This window comes from Vibrio sp. 2CM40D (genome assembly GCF_023161825.1).
In the GTDB taxonomy this organism is placed as follows: Bacteria; Pseudomonadota; Gammaproteobacteria; order Enterobacterales; family Vibrionaceae; genus Vibrio; species Vibrio alginolyticus.
In genome coordinates, this window is the sequence record NZ_JALNTL010000005.1 from 48,312 (window position 1) to 65,597 (window position 17,286).

Consider the following 17,286-nt stretch of genomic DNA (forward strand, 5'->3'; position numbering starts at 1 on the left):
TCGACACTCTGACTGTATATCTAACTAAGAATTATTATTATTTCACTTGTTGTGATGCTGTCGATAATTGGGAAGCTGGAGTAGTCGAATGTCTAAACGCTTATGTAAGATGAACCGCAAACAAATTGCGGCCAACTTGGGTGACATTCACCGTTTGGTCGTCGCACCTAAGTTCGTTTGTCGCTCTTGTGCACGCTCTTCCGCTTCTAAAGACTCATTGTGTAAGCCTGCCGCAATTCCTCCACAAAAATGCCAAGACAAGCCGTTAAACGAGCAACAAGCATGCGGTTTGTTAGCTGAAGCGCTGCCTGCGCAATCCATTTCCGTCACGTCAAAACACAGCGCAGAAAAGGCGGCGATCGTGAAACGTGTGGTCGAGCGAGTGAAAGAGAAGAAACAAGCCGCGAAAGTGGTGACACCAGTGTCGATGGCGGCTCCTGCACTGTTTGATTTGGCCGATAAAAAATCGCTCAAGAAAGCGAAAAAAGCACTGAAAAAGCACTATAAGCAGCAAAAGAAGTTGCTAAAAGTGGCGAAAAAACAACAAAAGTTACTTAAGCGTCAGCGTAAACTGGAAGCGCGTAATGCGAAACTAGAAGTGTTGCTGCCAACGCCACCTAATGCTTTGATGAACGCAATCTCACAAGCCAAAGTGCATTAATCAAATAAAAAAACGCTCTCCAGTCGGAGAGCGTTTTTTATTGTCGAAATGTTTATAGGATTAGCTGCGTTACTTATTGGCGTAGCTCATCTCTACGCGCTTTTTCACCCAGGTTTCGTTAATCCATAGGGATAGCATGATGATCGCACCGCCAATGGCGAGTCGCATGACATCAACATCGCGGTTCCAAATCACAATGTTTACAATCAAGCCCGCCGGAACCAATGCATTGTTCATTACTGCCAGTGCACCTGCGTTCACCATAGTCGCGCCTTTGTTCCAAGCAAAGTAACCAAAACCAGAAGCAATCAACCCAAGGTATGTCAGAATGCCCCATTGTGTTGCAGTGGTAGGTAGTTTGTCGAGGTTACCCATGAGCGCGAAAGCCACGGTTGCTACACAAAGTGCACCTAAGTAGAAGTAGCCAAACACGGTGTGTTGTGGCAAATCGACGGGTTCACTCTCCATGATATATTTGTAGCCCACCTGACCGATGGCAAAGCAGAGGTTTGCTCCTTGTACGACCAAAAAGCCCAGTAGGAAATCTTCATTAATGCCTGCAAATTTAATCCAGGCGGCACCAAATACGGCTATTGCAGCGGTAACTAAGTACCAAGGTGAAAAGCGACCTTTCAAGAAGTCATAGATTAGCGTGACGTAAATGGGTGTGAATACGGTGAACAGCAATACTTCTGGCACGGAAAGGAGCAAAAAAGATTGGTAGTAGAAGCAATACATCAAGCCGAGCTGGAAGCCACCGACGGTCATCAGTTTCGCGATCAGGGGTTTGCTAACGCCACGGAATTTCAAAAAGGGAATGAAAACCAGGCTCGCCAGTGCCACGCGCATGAACACCGAGAACCAAGAATCAACCTGACCGGCGAGGTAAACGCCGATCAGGCTAAATGAGAATGCCCAAAGTAGGGTAACTGCGGATAGATAAGCCATGGATGAGAATCTTTATCAACAACAAATGTGCCCGCAGTCTAACCAAGTTTTATCGCTGCGCCAATCAGTCTTTTAGCGGTACGACCAGCATATCGACTGGTGAGCAGTTAATCAGCTGTCGAGTCGAAGATAGAATCTTGCTCCAGAAATCTTGGTGATGACCACAAACCACCAAATCAATACTGTAATCTTGAATGGTATCGCACAGCTCATTACTCAAATCGCCACTACCGACTAAAGTATGGGCAATTGGGTATTGCGCATATTCAGCGAAGTTTGCCAATTGTGTGCGCGATGCTTCCATTGCTTGATGTTGCGCTTCTGCCATATTGATATCGATAAGCCCGGTGTAGAGTTCTGCGTAGTTCACGTCGATGTGAATAAAAGAGACTTTCGCATCCAGAGGTTTAGCCAGTGATACGGCTTTCTTAATCAACACTTTACTGTCGTCTGAAAGGTCGACTGCCACAAGTATGTGTTTGTAACTCATATTGCTATCTCCTTGTAAGGTCATAGTTTTAGATTAGCACCAACCCCAAAAAAAATTTGCTGAAGTGATCTCATATCGGTGCCGTAGGTACAAAGTCTTGTCTCAGTAATCATGTTATAGTGGCGTTATACCCAAGTGACTTTGATATGCTGAAATAAGCGTAGTGTTACTGACTAGAGTTGAAGTGAAACTTCGCCGTGTCTGCCAGACCAAGCTATTCTCGCAGCGTCATTTATTTCGAGGTTACTTGGGTATATTGCATGCACAATAATAGGAGTTAACATGCTGTCTCAAACTATGGTCGAACAATTGAATGAGCAAATTAACCTAGAATTTTTCTCATCCAATCTATACTTACAAATGAGTGCTTGGTGTGAAGACAAAGGTTTTGAAGGTGCGGCTGAATTTTTACGCGCTCACGCCGTAGAAGAAATGGAGCACATGCAACGCCTATTCACTTACGTGAGTGAAACTGGCTCAATGCCAATCTTAGGCGCTATTGATGCGCCAAAGCATGACTTTGCGAGCCTAGGTGACGTTTTCCGCGAGACATTTGAACATGAGCAAATGATCACGGAAAAAATCAACAAACTGGCGCACGTTGCATTTACTAGCCAAGACTACTCAACGTTTAACTTCCTACAGTGGTACGTGTCAGAACAGCACGAAGAAGAGAAGTTGTTTAAAGGGATTTTAGATAAGATCGAACTGGTAGGTGAAGACGGTAAAGCGTTGTTCTTCATTGACAAAGATCTAGCACAAATGGCGAAAGAAGGTTCATCTTCAATCATGGATGCTCCAGCTGCGTAAACGCGTTTTGGGACGTTGTAAGTAGCGGGTAAAGACGAAGTGTTGATCGTCTTTTTCTCTTGAGCATTGTTGAAGATGTAGGGAGGAAAAGATGATCAGTGGAGACACAATCTTATTTGCGCTAATGGTGGTAACTGGAGTTAATATGGTCCGGTATCTCACCGCTCTTCGTTCTCTAATTTATATCATGCGTGAAGCGCATCCGCTGTTATATCAGCAAGTTGATGGTAATGGTTTTTTTACCACTCATGGAAATGTCACCAAGCAGGTGAGGTTGTATCACTACATTAAAAGTAAAGAATATCATCATCACCACGATGAAATTTTTACTGGTAAGTGTGAAAGAGTGCGTGAATTGTTTGTTCTATCGACCGCGTTGCTCGGCGTGACGCTACTTGCGGCCTTCATTCTCTAAGAGTCAATAATCCAGAAGTTGTTCTGTCTGAGATTTTGCGGACATACAGAGCGCTTAGAGTTTAAGCGCTTTTCCCTTTCGGTATTTGTCGGTAGAATGTCGCGCCTAGAAAGCAAGGATGTGCAATGTGCACATCCTTTTTTATTTTGATTCGATACCAATCAGTCTAAGAGCTACCGATGAGTAAGAAATTTGATGTTGTTGTAATTGGCGCAGGCGCAGCAGGTTTAATGTGTGCTGCAGAAGCAGGCAAGCGAGGCCGCCGTGTTTTGGTGCTCGATCATGCTAAAAAGCCAGGACGTAAAATCCTTATCTCGGGCGGTGGTCGTTGTAACTTCACTAACTACGACGTTTCAGCTAATCACTATTTGTGTCAAAACCCGCACTTTGTTAAGTCGGCGCTCTCCCAATACACTAACTGGGATTTCATCTCGATGGTGTGTAAACATGGCATTGAGTTCGAAGAGCGTGATCACGGCCAGTTGTTTTGTGTCGATGCATTTACGGCCAAAGATATCGTGAAGATGTTGTTAGCTGAGTGTGACATGCCGAACATCGAGCAGCGTTACCAATGCGATGTTCATTCGATTGAAAAAATTGATGAAGGCTTTCGTTTGCATGCTGGTACTGAGATTGTCGAATGTGAGTCTTTAGTTATCGCAACAGGTGGCTTGTCGATGCCAAAACTGGGAGCGACACCATTTGGTTATAAAGTCGCGGAACAATTTGGTCTTCGAGTTATCCCAACCACGGCAGGGCTTGTACCATTTACTCTGCATAAAGAAGACAAAGAAGACTTTGCTGAGTTATCTGGTATCGCGGTACCTGCGGAAATTACGGCTGAAGATGGCACCATGTTCAAAGAAGCCCTGTTGTTCACACATCGTGGGTTATCTGGTCCAGCAGTGTTACAGATTTCTTCATTCTGGCGGGCCGGACAAAAGGTGTTGATCAATCTTGTGCCAAACGATGATGTTGCTGAGTTATTAGAACGCAGTCGTGAGAAGCATCCAAATCAGTCACTCAAGAATACGCTTGCCAAAGTGCTGCCTAAGCGTCTGGTTGAAGTCTTAATTGAACGTAAAGAGCTAGTCGATAAACCGCTAAAACAGTTCAATCAAAAGGAGCTTGCGGCGATTGTGGAGCGTCTAGAGCATTGGGATATCGCCCCGAATGGCACTGAAGGCTACCGAACTGCGGAAGTGACACTCGGCGGTGTCGATACTGATCACTTATCCTCGAAAACCATGGAATGCAAAGACATTAAAGGGCTTTATTTTATTGGTGAAGTGATGGATGTGACTGGTTGGCTAGGGGGCTACAATTTTCAGTGGTGCTGGTCGAGCGGCTTTGTTGCGGGGCAGTGGGTTTAATCAAACACCAAACGCAGCCTAACTGCATAAAAGATAAGATACAAAAAGAGCACTGAATAAAATTCAGTGCTCTTTTTGTACTCCCATAGCGAGTTACTCGTCTTGATACTTTTCGAGTTTGTTATAGAGCGTTTTCACGCTAATGCCTAACTCCTGCGCTGATTCCGTTTTATTGCCTTGATTCTCTTCAAGGGTATTGAGAATGGCGGCTTTTTCTAGCTCTTCTAGCGAAACGCCCGCCGGAACAAGGTCTTCGATGCTGGTGCCTGTTTCCAATGGTGGTGTGTCGAAGATAAGATGTTCATCTCGGATGGTGTCATCAGCCAAAATGAATGCACGCTCGATCGTGTGTTTGAGCTCACGGACATTACCTGGCCAGTCGTGTGCAGCGATTTTTTGGATCGCAGAGTCAAGAATCGTTTTGGTTTTTGCCTCATTGGCGTTGCGGTGCGCAATAAAGTGCTTGGCCAGACCTACGATATCACCGCCTCGTTCTCGCAGTGGCGGTATCGTTAATGGGAAATGCGATAAGCGGAAAAACAGATCTTCACGCAGGAACTGCTCCTCAATGGCGATTTTAGGATCACGGTTTGTAGCAGCAATGATGCGAGTATTAGCGATATGAACCGTATTACTGCCAACTGGGCGATACTCTCCGGTTTCTAGCACCCGCAATAGCTTCACTTGATGCTCGATAGGCATCTCGGTGATTTCATCTAAAAATAGGGTGCCGCCCTCTGCCTGCTTAAATACACCTTGGTGAGTTTTATTTGCTCCGGTAAAAGCGCCTTTCTCATGGCCAAACAGTTCACTATCAACCAATTCAGGGCTAATGGCACCACAGTTAATCGCTATAAAGGGCTGTTGTTTACGCTCACTCGCTAAGTGGATGGTCTGCGCCACCAGTTCTTTGCCTGATCCACTTTCACCGACAATAAGGACGTTGGCTTCTGTTTTAGCAACGCGCCTGATCATACGATAGAGCTGATGCATCGGAGAGGAAGAGCCGACCAAAAGACCAAATTGGTCAAGATCGCTGGTGGACACTTTACGCCCTTGATCTTGTTTGTGTTGATAGTACTGGCTGACTTCGCTCAGGGTGTCCGTCAGAATGGCAATATCAACGGGCTTTCTGTAGTGAAAAATAGCACCCAAGTTCATCAGCTTATCCAAGTTCTCGTTTGGAGCGCCTGAGCTAATGATGATCAAGTCCATATCGTAGATGTCTTCGATATTAGAAAGACGTTGATAATCTGCACTAGTAAAGTGGGCGACTTCAACAATCGCAACTTCCGGTTTGAGTTGTAGGAAATCTTCAATCCATTGGTCTGCGGCATCGATGTCATGCAGACGAAATTTGTTCAGTTCCTGGCAAGAAGCGATGGCATTTTTAAGTGATGGATCTTGTATTCTTAGAAACAGGCTTGGCATCGACATAGAAATGTCCTCTTTACTATGACAGAAACAATGTACGTGGATTATTCTCACTTCACAAGACAAAATATTGTCAGCATAGATTTAAGGATTTGTTCGGTATTTTTATGTTATTAGCCCCTTTTTGATATATATCGGTGAGAGCCATCAGTAGATATTTCCTTTTGTTCAGATTTTTATTTTTAAAATAATAATTTTGCTATTAATTGATTCTGGAGAAATAGCCTTTCTGTTTTATCAGGTTATTTAGGCACAAGTGACGGAGGCTTTATCACCGATTAAAAATTACATTTTTTACGTGTAAATAATTCATGCTTATACTTTATTGCTCATCTCATTTTTACCTCTTTCCTTTATTAGTCACTTAAAAACAATGAGTTATAAAGTTGGCACGTGGTTTGCTCCTAGGGAAGTGCAACGTCAATAAAGGAGAATTACCATGAATAACATCGCAGCTAAAATTGTACTTACGTCAGTTCTTGCTACTTCATCTACAGCAGTCTTAGCGAGTGATAAATGGGAAAAAGAATCCATGGACGCTTGGCTAGATGGTAAAGCTGAAACCACACTACTGCTAAACAGCAATCTCAACTCTTTTGATATCAATACCGATGTTGAGAATCAGGTCGTTACCCTTTCTGGTTCGGTAAACAATGATCTTGAAAAATCACTTGCCGAAGAGCTTGTTACTGGTCTTGATGGTGTGAAAAAAGTAAACAACGAATTGTCAGTAGTGAATGAAGGCAAGAAAGAAACTGATTCAGAAGCTTTAGCTACACTGACCGATTCTAAAATCACGACTATAGTTAAAACGCGCCTACTAATGGATACCAATGTGAGTGGTACGGATATTGATGTAACGACAGAACGCAAAACGGTAACGTTGGCAGGTCAAGTTAATTCAGATGCGGAGCATGATCTTGCAATTTCAATTGCAAATAACACCAATGACGTAAATAAGGTGATTGATAAGCTAGAAGTGGTTCAATAATAGCGAGCCGAGTGATTTAACCCACTTTTATTAGGAGGTAACACTATGGTTCGTTGGATGTTTATTTTTCTGGCACTGGCACTAATTTCTGCACTATTAGGCTTTACTGGTATTGCAGGAGCTGCTGCCTCTATCGCGCAAGTGATATTTTACCTATTCCTATTGTCATTAATTGTATCAATAGTGATTGTTCTGCTGGGAAGAAAAAACGTAAATAGATAGGAGATTCCATGCGACTTACGTCATTTATTTACCGTATCGCCGCAGTATTCGGTTTGGTGTTTGCGTTGGCAGCTTGTAGTGAAGAAGGGCCAATGGAACAGGCCGGCAAAAAGATAGATGAAGCCGCCGAAGAAACCCAAAATGCGATTGAAGATGAATGTGAAAACATTAAAGAAAACCTAAACGCTGAAGACCAAGACTGTTAGCCGAATCAGGTTAGGTTTTTTACGCATAGCTATGTAAGAGAGGGGCGGTCAATAACCGCCCTTCCTTTTGTCCCAATTGTTTACAATCAGATAAGGAGTCAAAGATGAAAAACATATTTGATGTACTGAAAGAGAGTCATGAAAAGCAACGCCTTTTACTCGATGCTCTGATGGAAACGTCTGGAGATTCCCCCGCTCGTGAAGAGTTTTATCACAACCTTAAAGAGGAACTCGAACAGCACGCAGCGGCAGAAGAGCGGTTTTTCTACGCGCCTTTAATAGATAGCGATAAGACCATTGATCTCACTCGCCATGGCATCGCAGAGCATCATGAAATTGATAAAGTGATTGCACAGCTTGATGCAACCGATATGAGCTCGCCAGCGTGGCTCAACCTAATGAAAACCTTACGTCACAAAGTGTTGCACCATCTTGAGGAAGAAGAGCAGCGTTTCTTCCAGTTAGCCGGCAAGGTAATGACCGATAAGCAGAAAATGAAACTAGCGGATGGTTATGTTGAAGAGGTGGCAAGCTAGGTAGAGTGTTGGACCTTTTCGTGCCATTTCGGCACGGGAAGGCACTCAATCAAGGCGTTTACTCAAGTTCATGTATCCAAGCTCAATCCCCCGCGTATTCTAACTTCCACTAAAAAGTGCACTCGCTGAAGGCAAGGAGAGCGAATGTTTATCATCAAATATTATATTCTTGGCGCTCTGATCAGTTTATTGGCCGCTATCTATACGCCTCAAATTATCGTTAGTCTGCTGTTCTTGTGGATATCTCTTTCTTTAGCGTTGGTCAGCGTAGCCTACGTATTCGACATTCCCTCTATTTTTAGAAAAAACCAAGATGGCAAGATTGTCAGGTGGATTCGCTGGGCATTCATCCCATTTTTATTGGGGGCTAGAGCGTATAACGCCTGGGAAAGACGGCGTGATACTGTACCTCCAATCCAAAAAGTCAGCGACAATTTATACCTATCTCGCCGTTTGTTTCAGAGTGACTTAGATTTTCTCGAATCCAATGAGATCTCTTGTATTGTCGATGTCACCGCAGAATTTGCAGGCCTTGAAAGCGCGATGACCGACAAGCAGTTTCATTACCTTTCGATTCCGGTACTCGACCACAAAGCCCCAACGCTAGAGCGCCTGCGCCATGCGATTAACTGGATTGATACTCAAATCTCGTGCTCGCGGGCAGTGGTTGTGCATTGTGCGTTAGGGCGTGGTCGTTCAGTGTTTGTTGTGGCGGCGTATTTATTAAGCAAAGACCCGTCACTGACGGTTGAATCCGTGATGAAAAAAATCAATGACGTACGCAGTACCGCGAGATTGAATAAATTACAGATTAGAACGTTACGAGCGATCAGTGAAAAAGGCGTGCTAGGGCTGGATCAATCCACTTGGATGGTGGTTAACCCTGTTGCAGGTGGCGGAAAATGGGAGGAAAACGAACAGCACTTGATTCGTGAACTAACCAAAAAATATCGCTTGAGTATTCATCAAACCACCACAAACCTCAGCGCCGAGCAGCTAACACAACAGGCAAAAGAAAATGGAGCTAAGCAAATCATCGTAGCTGGTGGCGATGGCACAGTAACAGAGGTGGCGAGCCAATTGGTGGATACCGACCTAAAACTCGGTATTGTTCCGCTCGGAACTGCCAATGCGTTATGTCATGTGCTCTATGGCGTTGGCGCAAAATTCTCACCGGTCGAAAAAGCGTGTGAAGCGTTGCTTGGCGGACACTGCCAACGTATTGATACTGCGGAATGTAATCAGCGGCTTATTTTATTGGTCTTAGGCATTGGGCTAGAACAGAAAATGATCGAGCACGCTCAGCGAGAAGAGAAAAATGTTTTTGGACAACTAGCTTACCTCACCGGCTTTTTTAATGCTGTAGTGGCGGAAGAAACGCAAGCTTTAACCGTTTCGTTAGACGATCCAACTGAAGATGGAAACCACGACAATAATACACAAACGCTTGAAGTCCATAGTTTTGTCGTTGCGAATATCGCTCCATTTAGTACGTTGCTTGCCCAAGGTGGTGATGCGCCGCAGCCTGATGATGGCAAGCTGCATATCACATATTTAGATAACACCGAGTCTTTAGGCGGACGTCTTATCGCATTGTCGGATCTGACATTAACGAGCGTAGGCGCACAGGAAGAATCGACACATTTTCAATACGCGACGGCTCAGAGCGTCACTATTTCTGCGAATAAACCGATTGAGTATGTGATTGATGGTGAACTGTATTCTGATGAGCAACTGGCAATCAAGCTGCGTCCAAAGTCATTGAACGTATTTGTTCCAAGCCAGAGACGTAAATCAGCTTCGCTTTAACACAGATAATCCGCGGATAACGCGCCATTTGCTTCGTATTCTACATGGCGCTTTTTCTGTGTTGTTTGATGATTTGGTGTGCGTCGTAAAAAGGCTATCAAGGTCGCTGCGTAGTAGATGCAGCGGCTTTTTTCTATCTGCACCTTTTACTAGGTTGATTGGGGATGAGGGTTAAACAAAGTGAAAGAAAGAAGGGCGAGTATAATTACTCACCCTGAGGTAAGTGCTTTTCAATTTCATCGTTTTCAACTTGTAAAGCAGCTAACCAATAAGAAACAAGTGCGGTTAAGTTGGTGTCGTCAATGGCTCTAAGCAGGGCTTTTAAATCATCTAACAGTAATTTATTCATAAAATGCATTTCTTTGTAATTGCCTAACTCGGCAACGCCGTATTCGGTGGCATTTTCTGCAATGAATTGTTCACCATCTTGATCGAAGAACAGCTTCGCCATCTTTTTGATCATCACTTTTTCTATTTTCACGAATCGATATGCCGCTCTTGCGAGTGTCATATGTGATTGCGGGTTAACGAGAGGCAAACACGTTTGGCGATGGTGTGTCATTTTTACGAGTAGCTCCCTTACTCGATTGTTATCCAATGTCATAGTGACCTCTTTATTTATGACTATTGTCGTGGGACATTTCTCGTGATGGTTATGTTAATGCGCCTGTGGGCTTGTCAGAAATGGCCAAAGCAAGTTGGCCATTTCTTTGATCAATACCGAGCTTTATTGCAAAGGCGACCACCAAGTTTTAGCTAATAAGGCTGATGCTGCTGAGTTTTTCTTTGCAGCTTTTTATATCGCTACGAACTTTCAGCAGAACCGAGTTATCCGCCTGCTCTGGGTGGGAAGTAATCAAATTCTCAATCTCTTTGAGTACCTTGCTTTCGACACCTTCAAGCTGTTCTAAATACATAGACTCTTTGTCAGAGGACACTTCCTTCATCACGTCGCTGTAGACCTCACGCGCCTTGATGGTGTAGGAAACCGGAGTGTCGTCGGCAGATTCTTCATTGTTACTTGCTAGAGAGTAGGGAGTGAGCTCAATGACTGCACGCTCACGTACTCTGAGCAGTTCTACCAACACATTATTCAAAGAAGTGTTGTCGATGTTCTCGATGGCCTTGTTGTAAATTTCATTTCCGCTTTCGATAAGCTCAATGATTGAGGCGATGTTTTCATTTTTCATATGCCACTCCTTATTTACTGGTGATAGGGGTGTTTGAGCGTATGGAATACAAACACGATGTTCATCTTCAATTGCAGGTTGTATGCCAATGAGTTTTAAGTCTTATTAATCAGTGACTTAATGTCTTGTTTTGCAATAAATTGCTAACAGTCGGTAAGGCGCTAAGAAAAAATTACAAGAATGGCGGGGAAAGCCTGGAAAGAATTACACGTACAGATACGGCTTTTTATCGAAATAAAAATAAAATCAATAAAAAACAACAACTTAAAATTCTGGCATGGATATGGCTTTGTAGGGAGTAAGTGAGGTCAAACATTGTTTCACTTGATTCACTATTCAACTCATTAATGGAGGCTAGTTATGGCTACTACAAAAGAAAGCACAGTAAAACCTCAAGAGCAGTTAGAAGAAGCATATCACTTAGCGGAACAAGCCACGACGGAAGCCGTTGGCGCGATGAAAGATCAAGCCAAAGAGAAGCTGGATGTCGGTGCACAGCAAGTTCAGCAGGCGACTAAGTCGGCAGAAAATGTAATCAAGGAGCGCCCATTGCTGAGCATAGGCTGTGCCTTCCTTGCTGGTTGGGCGGTTTCGAAGCTGATCAAATAATAGTGGTCACCAAGGATTAAGCCACACAACAGAAAGGCGAGGCTTCACATGAATAACTCAGGGCAAGTTACCAATCAGCAATCAGGCTCGGCGGCTTCAGACAGCGGCCGAGCCCCTGATGGGGCAGAAGAACAGGATATCCAACAAACCATTAATGGTTTGAGCAGCATTCTTGCGCAATTGGACCAACTGACGAAATCGCTAAAAGCATGGTCAGGTTCAACGTTGGATTTGTTCCTCTTGGAGATGAAAGTTAACGTGTCCGCAGTGCGTCAGATTTTGCTGTGTACCGTTGTTTTTACCCTATTGTCGGTATTGTTCGTATTCAGTTTGTGCCTTGCCTCTGGGGTGGTGGCTTATCAGTTAACTGCCAACGTATATGTTGCCGTGGGTGTATTTATCACATCATTAGGCTTGGCATTATTTGCTTTAGCCTGGTGGCAGAAGCGTTTAGTTGGATTTCTTGGATTCAAAAATACGACAGAACAATTACAGGAGGGGTGGGATGCGCTCGCTACAAAAGCTCAATCGAGCCATGCGGATCAAGCGGATGGAAGGTAAAGCATCTCTAGAGCAATGTTGTTTGTCGATGGAAATGTTCACGTTTACCACCAAGAAGTTTGTGAGAGAAAACCCTTGGACGACATTAGGCATTAGTGCTGTCGTTGCCGTTACCGCAGCAAAAGCAGGTCGATTGTCTCGACTGACTTCTTCTATTTCGTCAATGGGGCTATTGGTTAGCAGCGTGTCTGATATTACCGATTCGCTCACAAAGCCGGTCGCGGCAGCTTCTCTGGATGAGTCAGATGCGGAGCAAAATGGAAATGCAGCAACACAAGTAAGCAACGCTGCGACGACAGAGGGCGAACCACTCTAATAGCGGATTTCACCGCAAAATTTTCTTACCGATTCTGAGCTTATTATGACAGCGAAATTGAACATTCCTGCCAACACTGCGATTGGTGCAACGCTTCTCGTCCTGTTACTCGTCCCAGGGCTGTATTTTGCCAAGCCAATATTGTTACCTATTGTACTTAGCACCTTTATTTCTCTGCTGTGCAGTCCTTTCATTAATTATCTTGAAGACAAAGGCTTACCACGTGCTATTACCGTCGTGTTGACACTGTCATTCCTCGTTGGCGCCTCAATTATTGGTCTTGCCGCCATGTCGGAGCCCGCCAAGCAATGGTGGTCTGAGCTGCCCAGTATCGTGAAAAATGTGTCGCAAGAAGTAAGCGAAGTTACTAAAGCTTCGGCTGATCACCTTAATACTCCATTGAATATCGCCAATGATATGAGTATGGATGAGGTCGGGAACAACACCGTCTTTTCTTTGGTAAAAACGCTCGCGACCACTACGCCGACGATTTTGACACAAGCGATGATCGTGCTGTTTATGGTTTACTTTATGCTCAATCATGGACGAAGCTTATTTCGAAAGTCAGTGTCTTACTTACATGGGTTTGCCAAGCAGCGCCAAGCGATTGAGTTGGTCAAAGCACTACAGAAAGACCTATCTCGATACATTGGCACTATCACGTTGGTGAATGCGGGACTTGGGTTGAGTGTTGGGGCGGTGTTTTTTGTTTTAGGCCTTGAGGACCCGTTCTTGTGGGGCGCGTTTGCTGGCGTGATGAATTTTGCGCCGTATCTCGGCCCAGTCATCTCCATGGTGAGTTTCGGTTTTGTGGCTTATCTGCAGTTGGAGTCGGTCAGTTTTATGCTGACGGTGGTGTCTATCTATTTACTGCTCAATTTGATTGAAAGTCAGTTTGTTACACCAACACTATTGGGGAAAAGGTTTAACTTAAACCCGTTAGTGATTTTTGTTTGGCTTGTTTTTTGGGGCTGGCTTTGGGGCGGAATGGGACTATTGATCGGTGTGCCGTTGCTGGTTTGTATCAATATTTTGGTTGATCGTCTAGAGCTATGCCAATCAACCCAAAATCAAGCAAAGCAAATCACCTCCGCGGACGTGGCACCGCGAGAGTGACTTGAGGGTCAAGCTGGTTCAACGAAACAGTTTTCCAGCGCTCACTGGCTGACTAAATAAATATCCCTGACCATAAATACAGCCTTTTTCGAATAAGTAATCGGCTTGTTCCCGAGTTTCTATCCCTTCCGCGACGACTTTCAACGACAGCGTTTTTCCCATGGCAATAATGGCATTCACAATCGCGTTGCTGTCGCTATTACTTGGGACATCACTGACAAATGAGCGGTCAATTTTCAGTTTGTTGATTGGCAAACCTTTCAAGTAAGACAAAGACGAATAGCCAGTTCCAAAGTCATCCAGAGAAATCTCAATACCCAGCTCTCGTAATTGATTTAACGATGCAATGGCTTGTTGAGGGTCGATCAGTAAAAAGCTCTCTGTGATCTCCAAATCTAACCGTTGGGCAGGGTATCCGGTGTTATCGAGGATAGTACTTAATCGCTGAATGAAATTTGACTGCTGAAGCTGCAACGCAGAAACATTGACGGCGATTTTGCCAAACTCGATGCCTTGGTCCAGCCAAGCATTACCTTGCAAACAAGCTTGTTGTAACACCCACTCACCAATGCTTTGAATCAGCCCTGTTTTTTCTGCAATTGGAATAAAGTCTGCTGGTGGTACAGGGCCAAACTCTGGATGCTGCCAGCGTAATAAAGCTTCCACGCCGACAATCGAATTTTGTTCCAAGTTGTATTGCGGTTGGAATTCTAACCGGAGTTGTTGTTTTTCTATTGCTTGATGCAAAGCGGATTGAATGCGTACATGGGATACGGATTTATCGGTCAAATCCGGTGAGTAAAACGCGTAGCCGTTGCGTCCATTTTTCTTCGCTAAGTACATCGCGGTGTCTGCGTTTTTCAGTAAGGTTTCACTGTCTTGACCGTCTCTTGGGTACAAGGCAATACCAATACTTGTCGAGACACGAAGTGAGTCGTGGTTTGCCAAGTCGAATGGTTGCTGGAATACGCTTAGAATATCGCCGACGGTTTCCAATAAGGAAACATCACTATGGATGTCTGGCAAAATAATCACAAATTCATCGCCGCCAATGCGAGCCACATGCGCATTGAGGTGAAGCACATCTTGCAGACGAATCGCTAACTTAGACAGCAATTGGTCACCACAGAAGTGGCCCATGCTATCGTTGATGTGTTTGAAATGGTCGATATCTAAGAATAGGGTGGCAAACGTCTGCTGGCTTTTGTGTCCGGTTTCGATGTGTTGCTCGAGTAAGCTAAGTAAATGAGTGCGATTAGGTAGATTGGTTAATGGATCGTAAAAAGCCATGCGCTGCAGCTTTTCTTCGTGTGCCTTACGCACAGAGATATCTTCAAACACACAAATGTAGTTAATAAGGTGGTTTTTATCGTCCATTACGGCGCTAATGGTCGCTAATTGCGGATAAATGCTGCCATCTTTCTTTCTGTTGATGAATTCGCCTTTCCATTGGCCTTTGTTTTCGAGTTGATGCCACAACTGTTGATAGAAACCTTGATCATGATGACCTGAGCGCAGAATTCGTGGGTTTTTTCCTATCACCTCTTCAGAGCGGTAACCTGTAATTTGGGTAAAAGCCGTGTTTACATCAATGATGTTGGCATTGCGGTCTGTAATGACCATGCCTTCTTGCGAATTGTTGAAAATTTGGGACGCTAAGGAGAGCTGCGTTTCTACCATTTTTCGGCGGGTGATGTTACGTGTCATCCCCAGAATGCCGATTAAGTTTCCCGCATGATCACGGACAGGAGACTTAATGGTTTCTAGCCAAGTGGGGTTATTGTTGTCATCAATTTGACGGCATTCTTCAACAATATTTTGCGTGCCAGTGGCTACCACCAATTTATCGGCATCAATGAATTTTTCCGCACGTTCATGGCTAAACAGGGCAAAATCGTCTTTTCCAATGATTTCACTGTTGGTTTTTTGCCACGCGTTTTCTACGCTTCGATTGGTCATCGAATAAAGACCATCCATGCCTTTTATCCATACGTGGTCTTCAAGGCAGTCGATAAACTCTTGTAGTGTTGGTGTTGGCTTTATTTCCGCGCTTTGATGTCGCGTTTGTTCTTGCTGACAGTGCAAGTTGATATCAAAGCTGATCCGCCCCGCGATTGCGCTTAGCCATGCCGAAACAACCGTTGATTGATCATTAGGGTGAGTCAGTGTCAGTACGGCAAGCAATTCGCCATTAGGTAGCCAAATCGGTCCAATGCTCAAGGTTTGCTCTTCAAAGGGGGTATGGCTAACTGTAAAATCTGTCGGCGTAAAGTGATCGACAACTTGCGTTATCACATCGATGATAGCACGATGATTTTGGGTTGAGGTGGACACCTCAGTCGATAGCCACTGCTGAGTATCGCTCAGAGTATAAAGCTGTCCCTGAGCTTGAGTTACATCACAGCATTGTCGCAGAACGTGTTGCCAGTCTGCCATCAAAGGCGAAGGAATAGCGAAGCGAAACATAATTAATAACGAGTCCTAAATCGCCCAAAGGTAATTATATTAGAATCTAGCGTAAGCTATTGGGCTTTGTGAGTATCGTATCCAACGCGTAGCTAAATCCTAGCAGCGTAAAGTGCTTTCTATCATTAAAATGTTATCTATATCTCTTTTTTATCCAACTTATTGCATCGTTTTTTAGGGCTTTGGATAGGTGATTAAGAAGCGTTTACCGCTTTGGTTTTCTTGCCCCATGAGACTTGCTGAATGACTAAGCCACTGATGATCAATACCAGGCCAATCAAGGTTGAAGGATGAATTTCTTCGCCGATGATGGTAGCTAACAACATGAGTGAGATAAATGGAGAAGCAAAGATCAGATTACTGATACGCGCGGTGTTTTGCGTTGATTTGAGTGCGCTCAGCCACAAAACGAAAGTGATCCCCATTTCAAACAGTCCGACATACGTCACCGCTGCCCAGCCTTTAATTGAGATTGCCTGCCAGCTCGCACCTTCATAAAGACTTAAACCAATGGCGAATGGAATAGCGACCAAAAAGCCGAGCAGAACGCCAACCACAGGGTCGGCCTTATTTTTGGTATTTAAAATCCAGTAACCGGCCCACAGCAGCGTTGATAGCAGCGCAAGACCAACACCCAACGGGCTCTCAAATTCCATGCCTAAAAGATTTCCTTGTGTGGCAATCACTATCACGCCGACATAACTAAAACCGCAAGCCAGCCAGTCCTTACCACGGATCTTTTGTCCTAAGAAAACAGCGGCCATTAGCGTTAAGGTGATGGCCCAGCTGTAGTTGATCGCTTGAGCCTGAGATGCGGGCAGCAAGTCATATGCTTTGAACAGAATAACGTAATACGCCAAAGGGTTAATCAACCCAAGCAGTAGGTAATACCAAGGGTTTGAGAAAAATGTAGCGCTTAACTGGCCCAGTTTACCTTGCACACCACAGATTACTGTTAGCGCAATCGCAGAGACGATGCTGGCAATGCATAGCATTTGAATCGGCGTAAATTCTGCCAACGTGAGTTTAAATGCGGTTGCAACGGTAGACCAAAGTAATACTGCTGAGAGCCCAAATCCTAGGGCGCGACGCTCGTTCATGATGCCTCTGCGTGATGATGTGCCGCTCGGTTT

Annotated in this window: 20 protein-coding genes; 13 read left to right on the top strand and 7 right to left on the bottom strand. The window is 44.5% G+C overall.

Features of this window, described 5'->3' with window-relative positions; all coding sequences use genetic code 11:
- The first annotated feature begins 88 nt into the window (after positions 1 to 88).
- Positions 89 to 661 (top strand): hypothetical protein, encoded by a 573-nt coding sequence (locus MTF70_RS12560; protein WP_017635031.1) that lies wholly within the window; start codon positions 89 to 91, stop codon positions 659 to 661.
- 69 nt (positions 662 to 730) lie between these two features.
- Here MTF70_RS12560 and MTF70_RS12565 read toward each other — a convergent pair whose 3' ends face one another.
- A complete protein-coding gene (locus MTF70_RS12565; protein WP_017635030.1) occupies positions 731 to 1,609 on the bottom strand; it encodes a carboxylate/amino acid/amine transporter in 879 nt (292 codons plus the stop codon).
- Between the two features lie 64 nt (positions 1,610 to 1,673).
- Positions 1,674 to 2,099, bottom strand: a complete 426-nt coding sequence (gene uspA, locus MTF70_RS12570; RefSeq protein ID WP_005379165.1) for a universal stress protein UspA — start codon at positions 2,097 to 2,099, stop codon at positions 1,674 to 1,676.
- A 282-nt stretch (positions 2,100 to 2,381) separates the two neighbouring features.
- Here uspA and ftnA point away from each other — a divergent pair, with 282 nt between their 5' ends.
- The 3 genes from ftnA to MTF70_RS12585 all read left to right on the top strand — a co-directional run bounded on the left by ftnA (position 2,382) and on the right by MTF70_RS12585 (position 4,697).
- Positions 2,382 to 2,909 carry a non-heme ferritin gene (ftnA, locus tag MTF70_RS12575; protein ID WP_005379167.1) on the top strand — a complete coding sequence of 176 codons (528 nt, stop codon included), beginning with the start codon at positions 2,382 to 2,384 and terminating at the stop codon, positions 2,907 to 2,909.
- 91 nt (positions 2,910 to 3,000) lie between these two features.
- Complete coding sequence (gene uspB / locus MTF70_RS12580) at positions 3,001 to 3,324, top strand: universal stress protein UspB (RefSeq protein WP_005379169.1); 324 nt, start codon at positions 3,001 to 3,003, stop codon at positions 3,322 to 3,324.
- 179 nt (positions 3,325 to 3,503) lie between these two features.
- Positions 3,504 to 4,697 (top strand): NAD(P)/FAD-dependent oxidoreductase, encoded by a 1,194-nt coding sequence (locus tag MTF70_RS12585; RefSeq protein ID WP_005382944.1) that lies wholly within the window; start codon positions 3,504 to 3,506, stop codon positions 4,695 to 4,697.
- Between the two features lie 93 nt (positions 4,698 to 4,790).
- On the opposite strand, the gene MTF70_RS12590 is transcribed toward MTF70_RS12585, so the two are convergent.
- The gene (locus MTF70_RS12590; RefSeq protein ID WP_005382945.1) at positions 4,791 to 6,134 is read right to left on the bottom strand and encodes a sigma-54 dependent transcriptional regulator; all 1,344 of its coding nucleotides are present in this window, start codon (positions 6,132 to 6,134) and stop codon (positions 4,791 to 4,793) included.
- A gap of 436 nt (positions 6,135 to 6,570) precedes the next feature.
- On the opposite strand from MTF70_RS12590, the gene MTF70_RS12595 reads away from it, so the two are divergent.
- From MTF70_RS12595 to MTF70_RS12615, 5 genes are all read left to right on the top strand, one after another.
- Positions 6,571 to 7,122 (top strand): BON domain-containing protein, encoded by a 552-nt coding sequence (locus MTF70_RS12595; RefSeq protein WP_042522589.1) that lies wholly within the window; start codon positions 6,571 to 6,573, stop codon positions 7,120 to 7,122.
- 45 nt (positions 7,123 to 7,167) lie between these two features.
- Entirely contained in the window at positions 7,168 to 7,344 is a 177-nt protein-coding gene (locus MTF70_RS12600) for a DUF1328 family protein (RefSeq protein ID WP_005379177.1), read from the top strand.
- Positions 7,345 to 7,352: 8 nt separating this feature from the next.
- The gene (locus tag MTF70_RS12605; protein ID WP_005379178.1) at positions 7,353 to 7,550 is read left to right on the top strand and encodes a hypothetical protein; all 198 of its coding nucleotides are present in this window, start codon (positions 7,353 to 7,355) and stop codon (positions 7,548 to 7,550) included.
- A gap of 104 nt (positions 7,551 to 7,654) precedes the next feature.
- Positions 7,655 to 8,086, top strand: a complete 432-nt coding sequence (locus tag MTF70_RS12610; protein WP_042522590.1) for a hemerythrin domain-containing protein — start codon at positions 7,655 to 7,657, stop codon at positions 8,084 to 8,086.
- 144 nt (positions 8,087 to 8,230) lie between these two features.
- Positions 8,231 to 9,895, top strand: coding sequence for a diacylglycerol kinase family protein (locus tag MTF70_RS12615; protein ID WP_042522591.1), 1,665 nt, complete (start codon positions 8,231 to 8,233; stop codon positions 9,893 to 9,895).
- A gap of 205 nt (positions 9,896 to 10,100) precedes the next feature.
- Here the strand turns inward: MTF70_RS12615 and MTF70_RS12620 are convergent, their stop codons facing one another.
- The gene (locus MTF70_RS12620) at positions 10,101 to 10,499 is read right to left on the bottom strand and encodes a hypothetical protein (protein ID WP_005379193.1); all 399 of its coding nucleotides are present in this window, start codon (positions 10,497 to 10,499) and stop codon (positions 10,101 to 10,103) included.
- Between the two features lie 148 nt (positions 10,500 to 10,647).
- On the bottom strand, positions 10,648 to 11,085 hold the full coding sequence (locus tag MTF70_RS12625) for a DUF2383 domain-containing protein (RefSeq protein ID WP_005379194.1): 438 nt from the start codon (positions 11,083 to 11,085) through the stop codon (positions 10,648 to 10,650).
- Positions 11,086 to 11,445: 360 nt separating this feature from the next.
- On the opposite strand from MTF70_RS12625, the gene MTF70_RS12630 reads away from it, so the two are divergent.
- Genes MTF70_RS12630 through MTF70_RS12645 form a run of 4 tightly spaced genes read left to right on the top strand, consistent with a single transcriptional unit; the run spans position 11,446 to position 13,687 of the window.
- Entirely contained in the window at positions 11,446 to 11,694 is a 249-nt protein-coding gene (locus MTF70_RS12630; RefSeq protein ID WP_005379196.1) for a hypothetical protein, read from the top strand.
- A 48-nt stretch (positions 11,695 to 11,742) separates the two neighbouring features.
- A complete protein-coding gene (locus tag MTF70_RS12635; protein WP_005379198.1) occupies positions 11,743 to 12,255 on the top strand; it encodes a phage holin family protein in 513 nt (170 codons plus the stop codon).
- On the top strand, positions 12,245 to 12,571 hold the full coding sequence (locus MTF70_RS12640) for a hypothetical protein (RefSeq protein WP_005379200.1): 327 nt from the start codon (positions 12,245 to 12,247) through the stop codon (positions 12,569 to 12,571). Before MTF70_RS12635 ends, MTF70_RS12640 begins: the two co-directional genes overlap by 11 nt.
- Positions 12,572 to 12,616: 45 nt before the next feature.
- A complete protein-coding gene (locus MTF70_RS12645; protein ID WP_005379202.1) occupies positions 12,617 to 13,687 on the top strand; it encodes an AI-2E family transporter in 1,071 nt (356 codons plus the stop codon).
- A gap of 18 nt (positions 13,688 to 13,705) precedes the next feature.
- Here the strand turns inward: MTF70_RS12645 and MTF70_RS12650 are convergent, their stop codons facing one another.
- Both MTF70_RS12650 and MTF70_RS12655 read right to left on the bottom strand, forming a co-directional pair.
- Positions 13,706 to 16,153 (bottom strand): EAL domain-containing protein, encoded by a 2,448-nt coding sequence (locus MTF70_RS12650; protein WP_042522593.1) that lies wholly within the window; start codon positions 16,151 to 16,153, stop codon positions 13,706 to 13,708.
- 194 nt (positions 16,154 to 16,347) lie between these two features.
- Positions 16,348 to 17,253 (bottom strand): DMT family transporter, encoded by a 906-nt coding sequence (locus MTF70_RS12655; RefSeq protein ID WP_025768291.1) that lies wholly within the window; start codon positions 17,251 to 17,253, stop codon positions 16,348 to 16,350.
- Positions 17,254 to 17,286 lie beyond the last annotated feature (33 nt).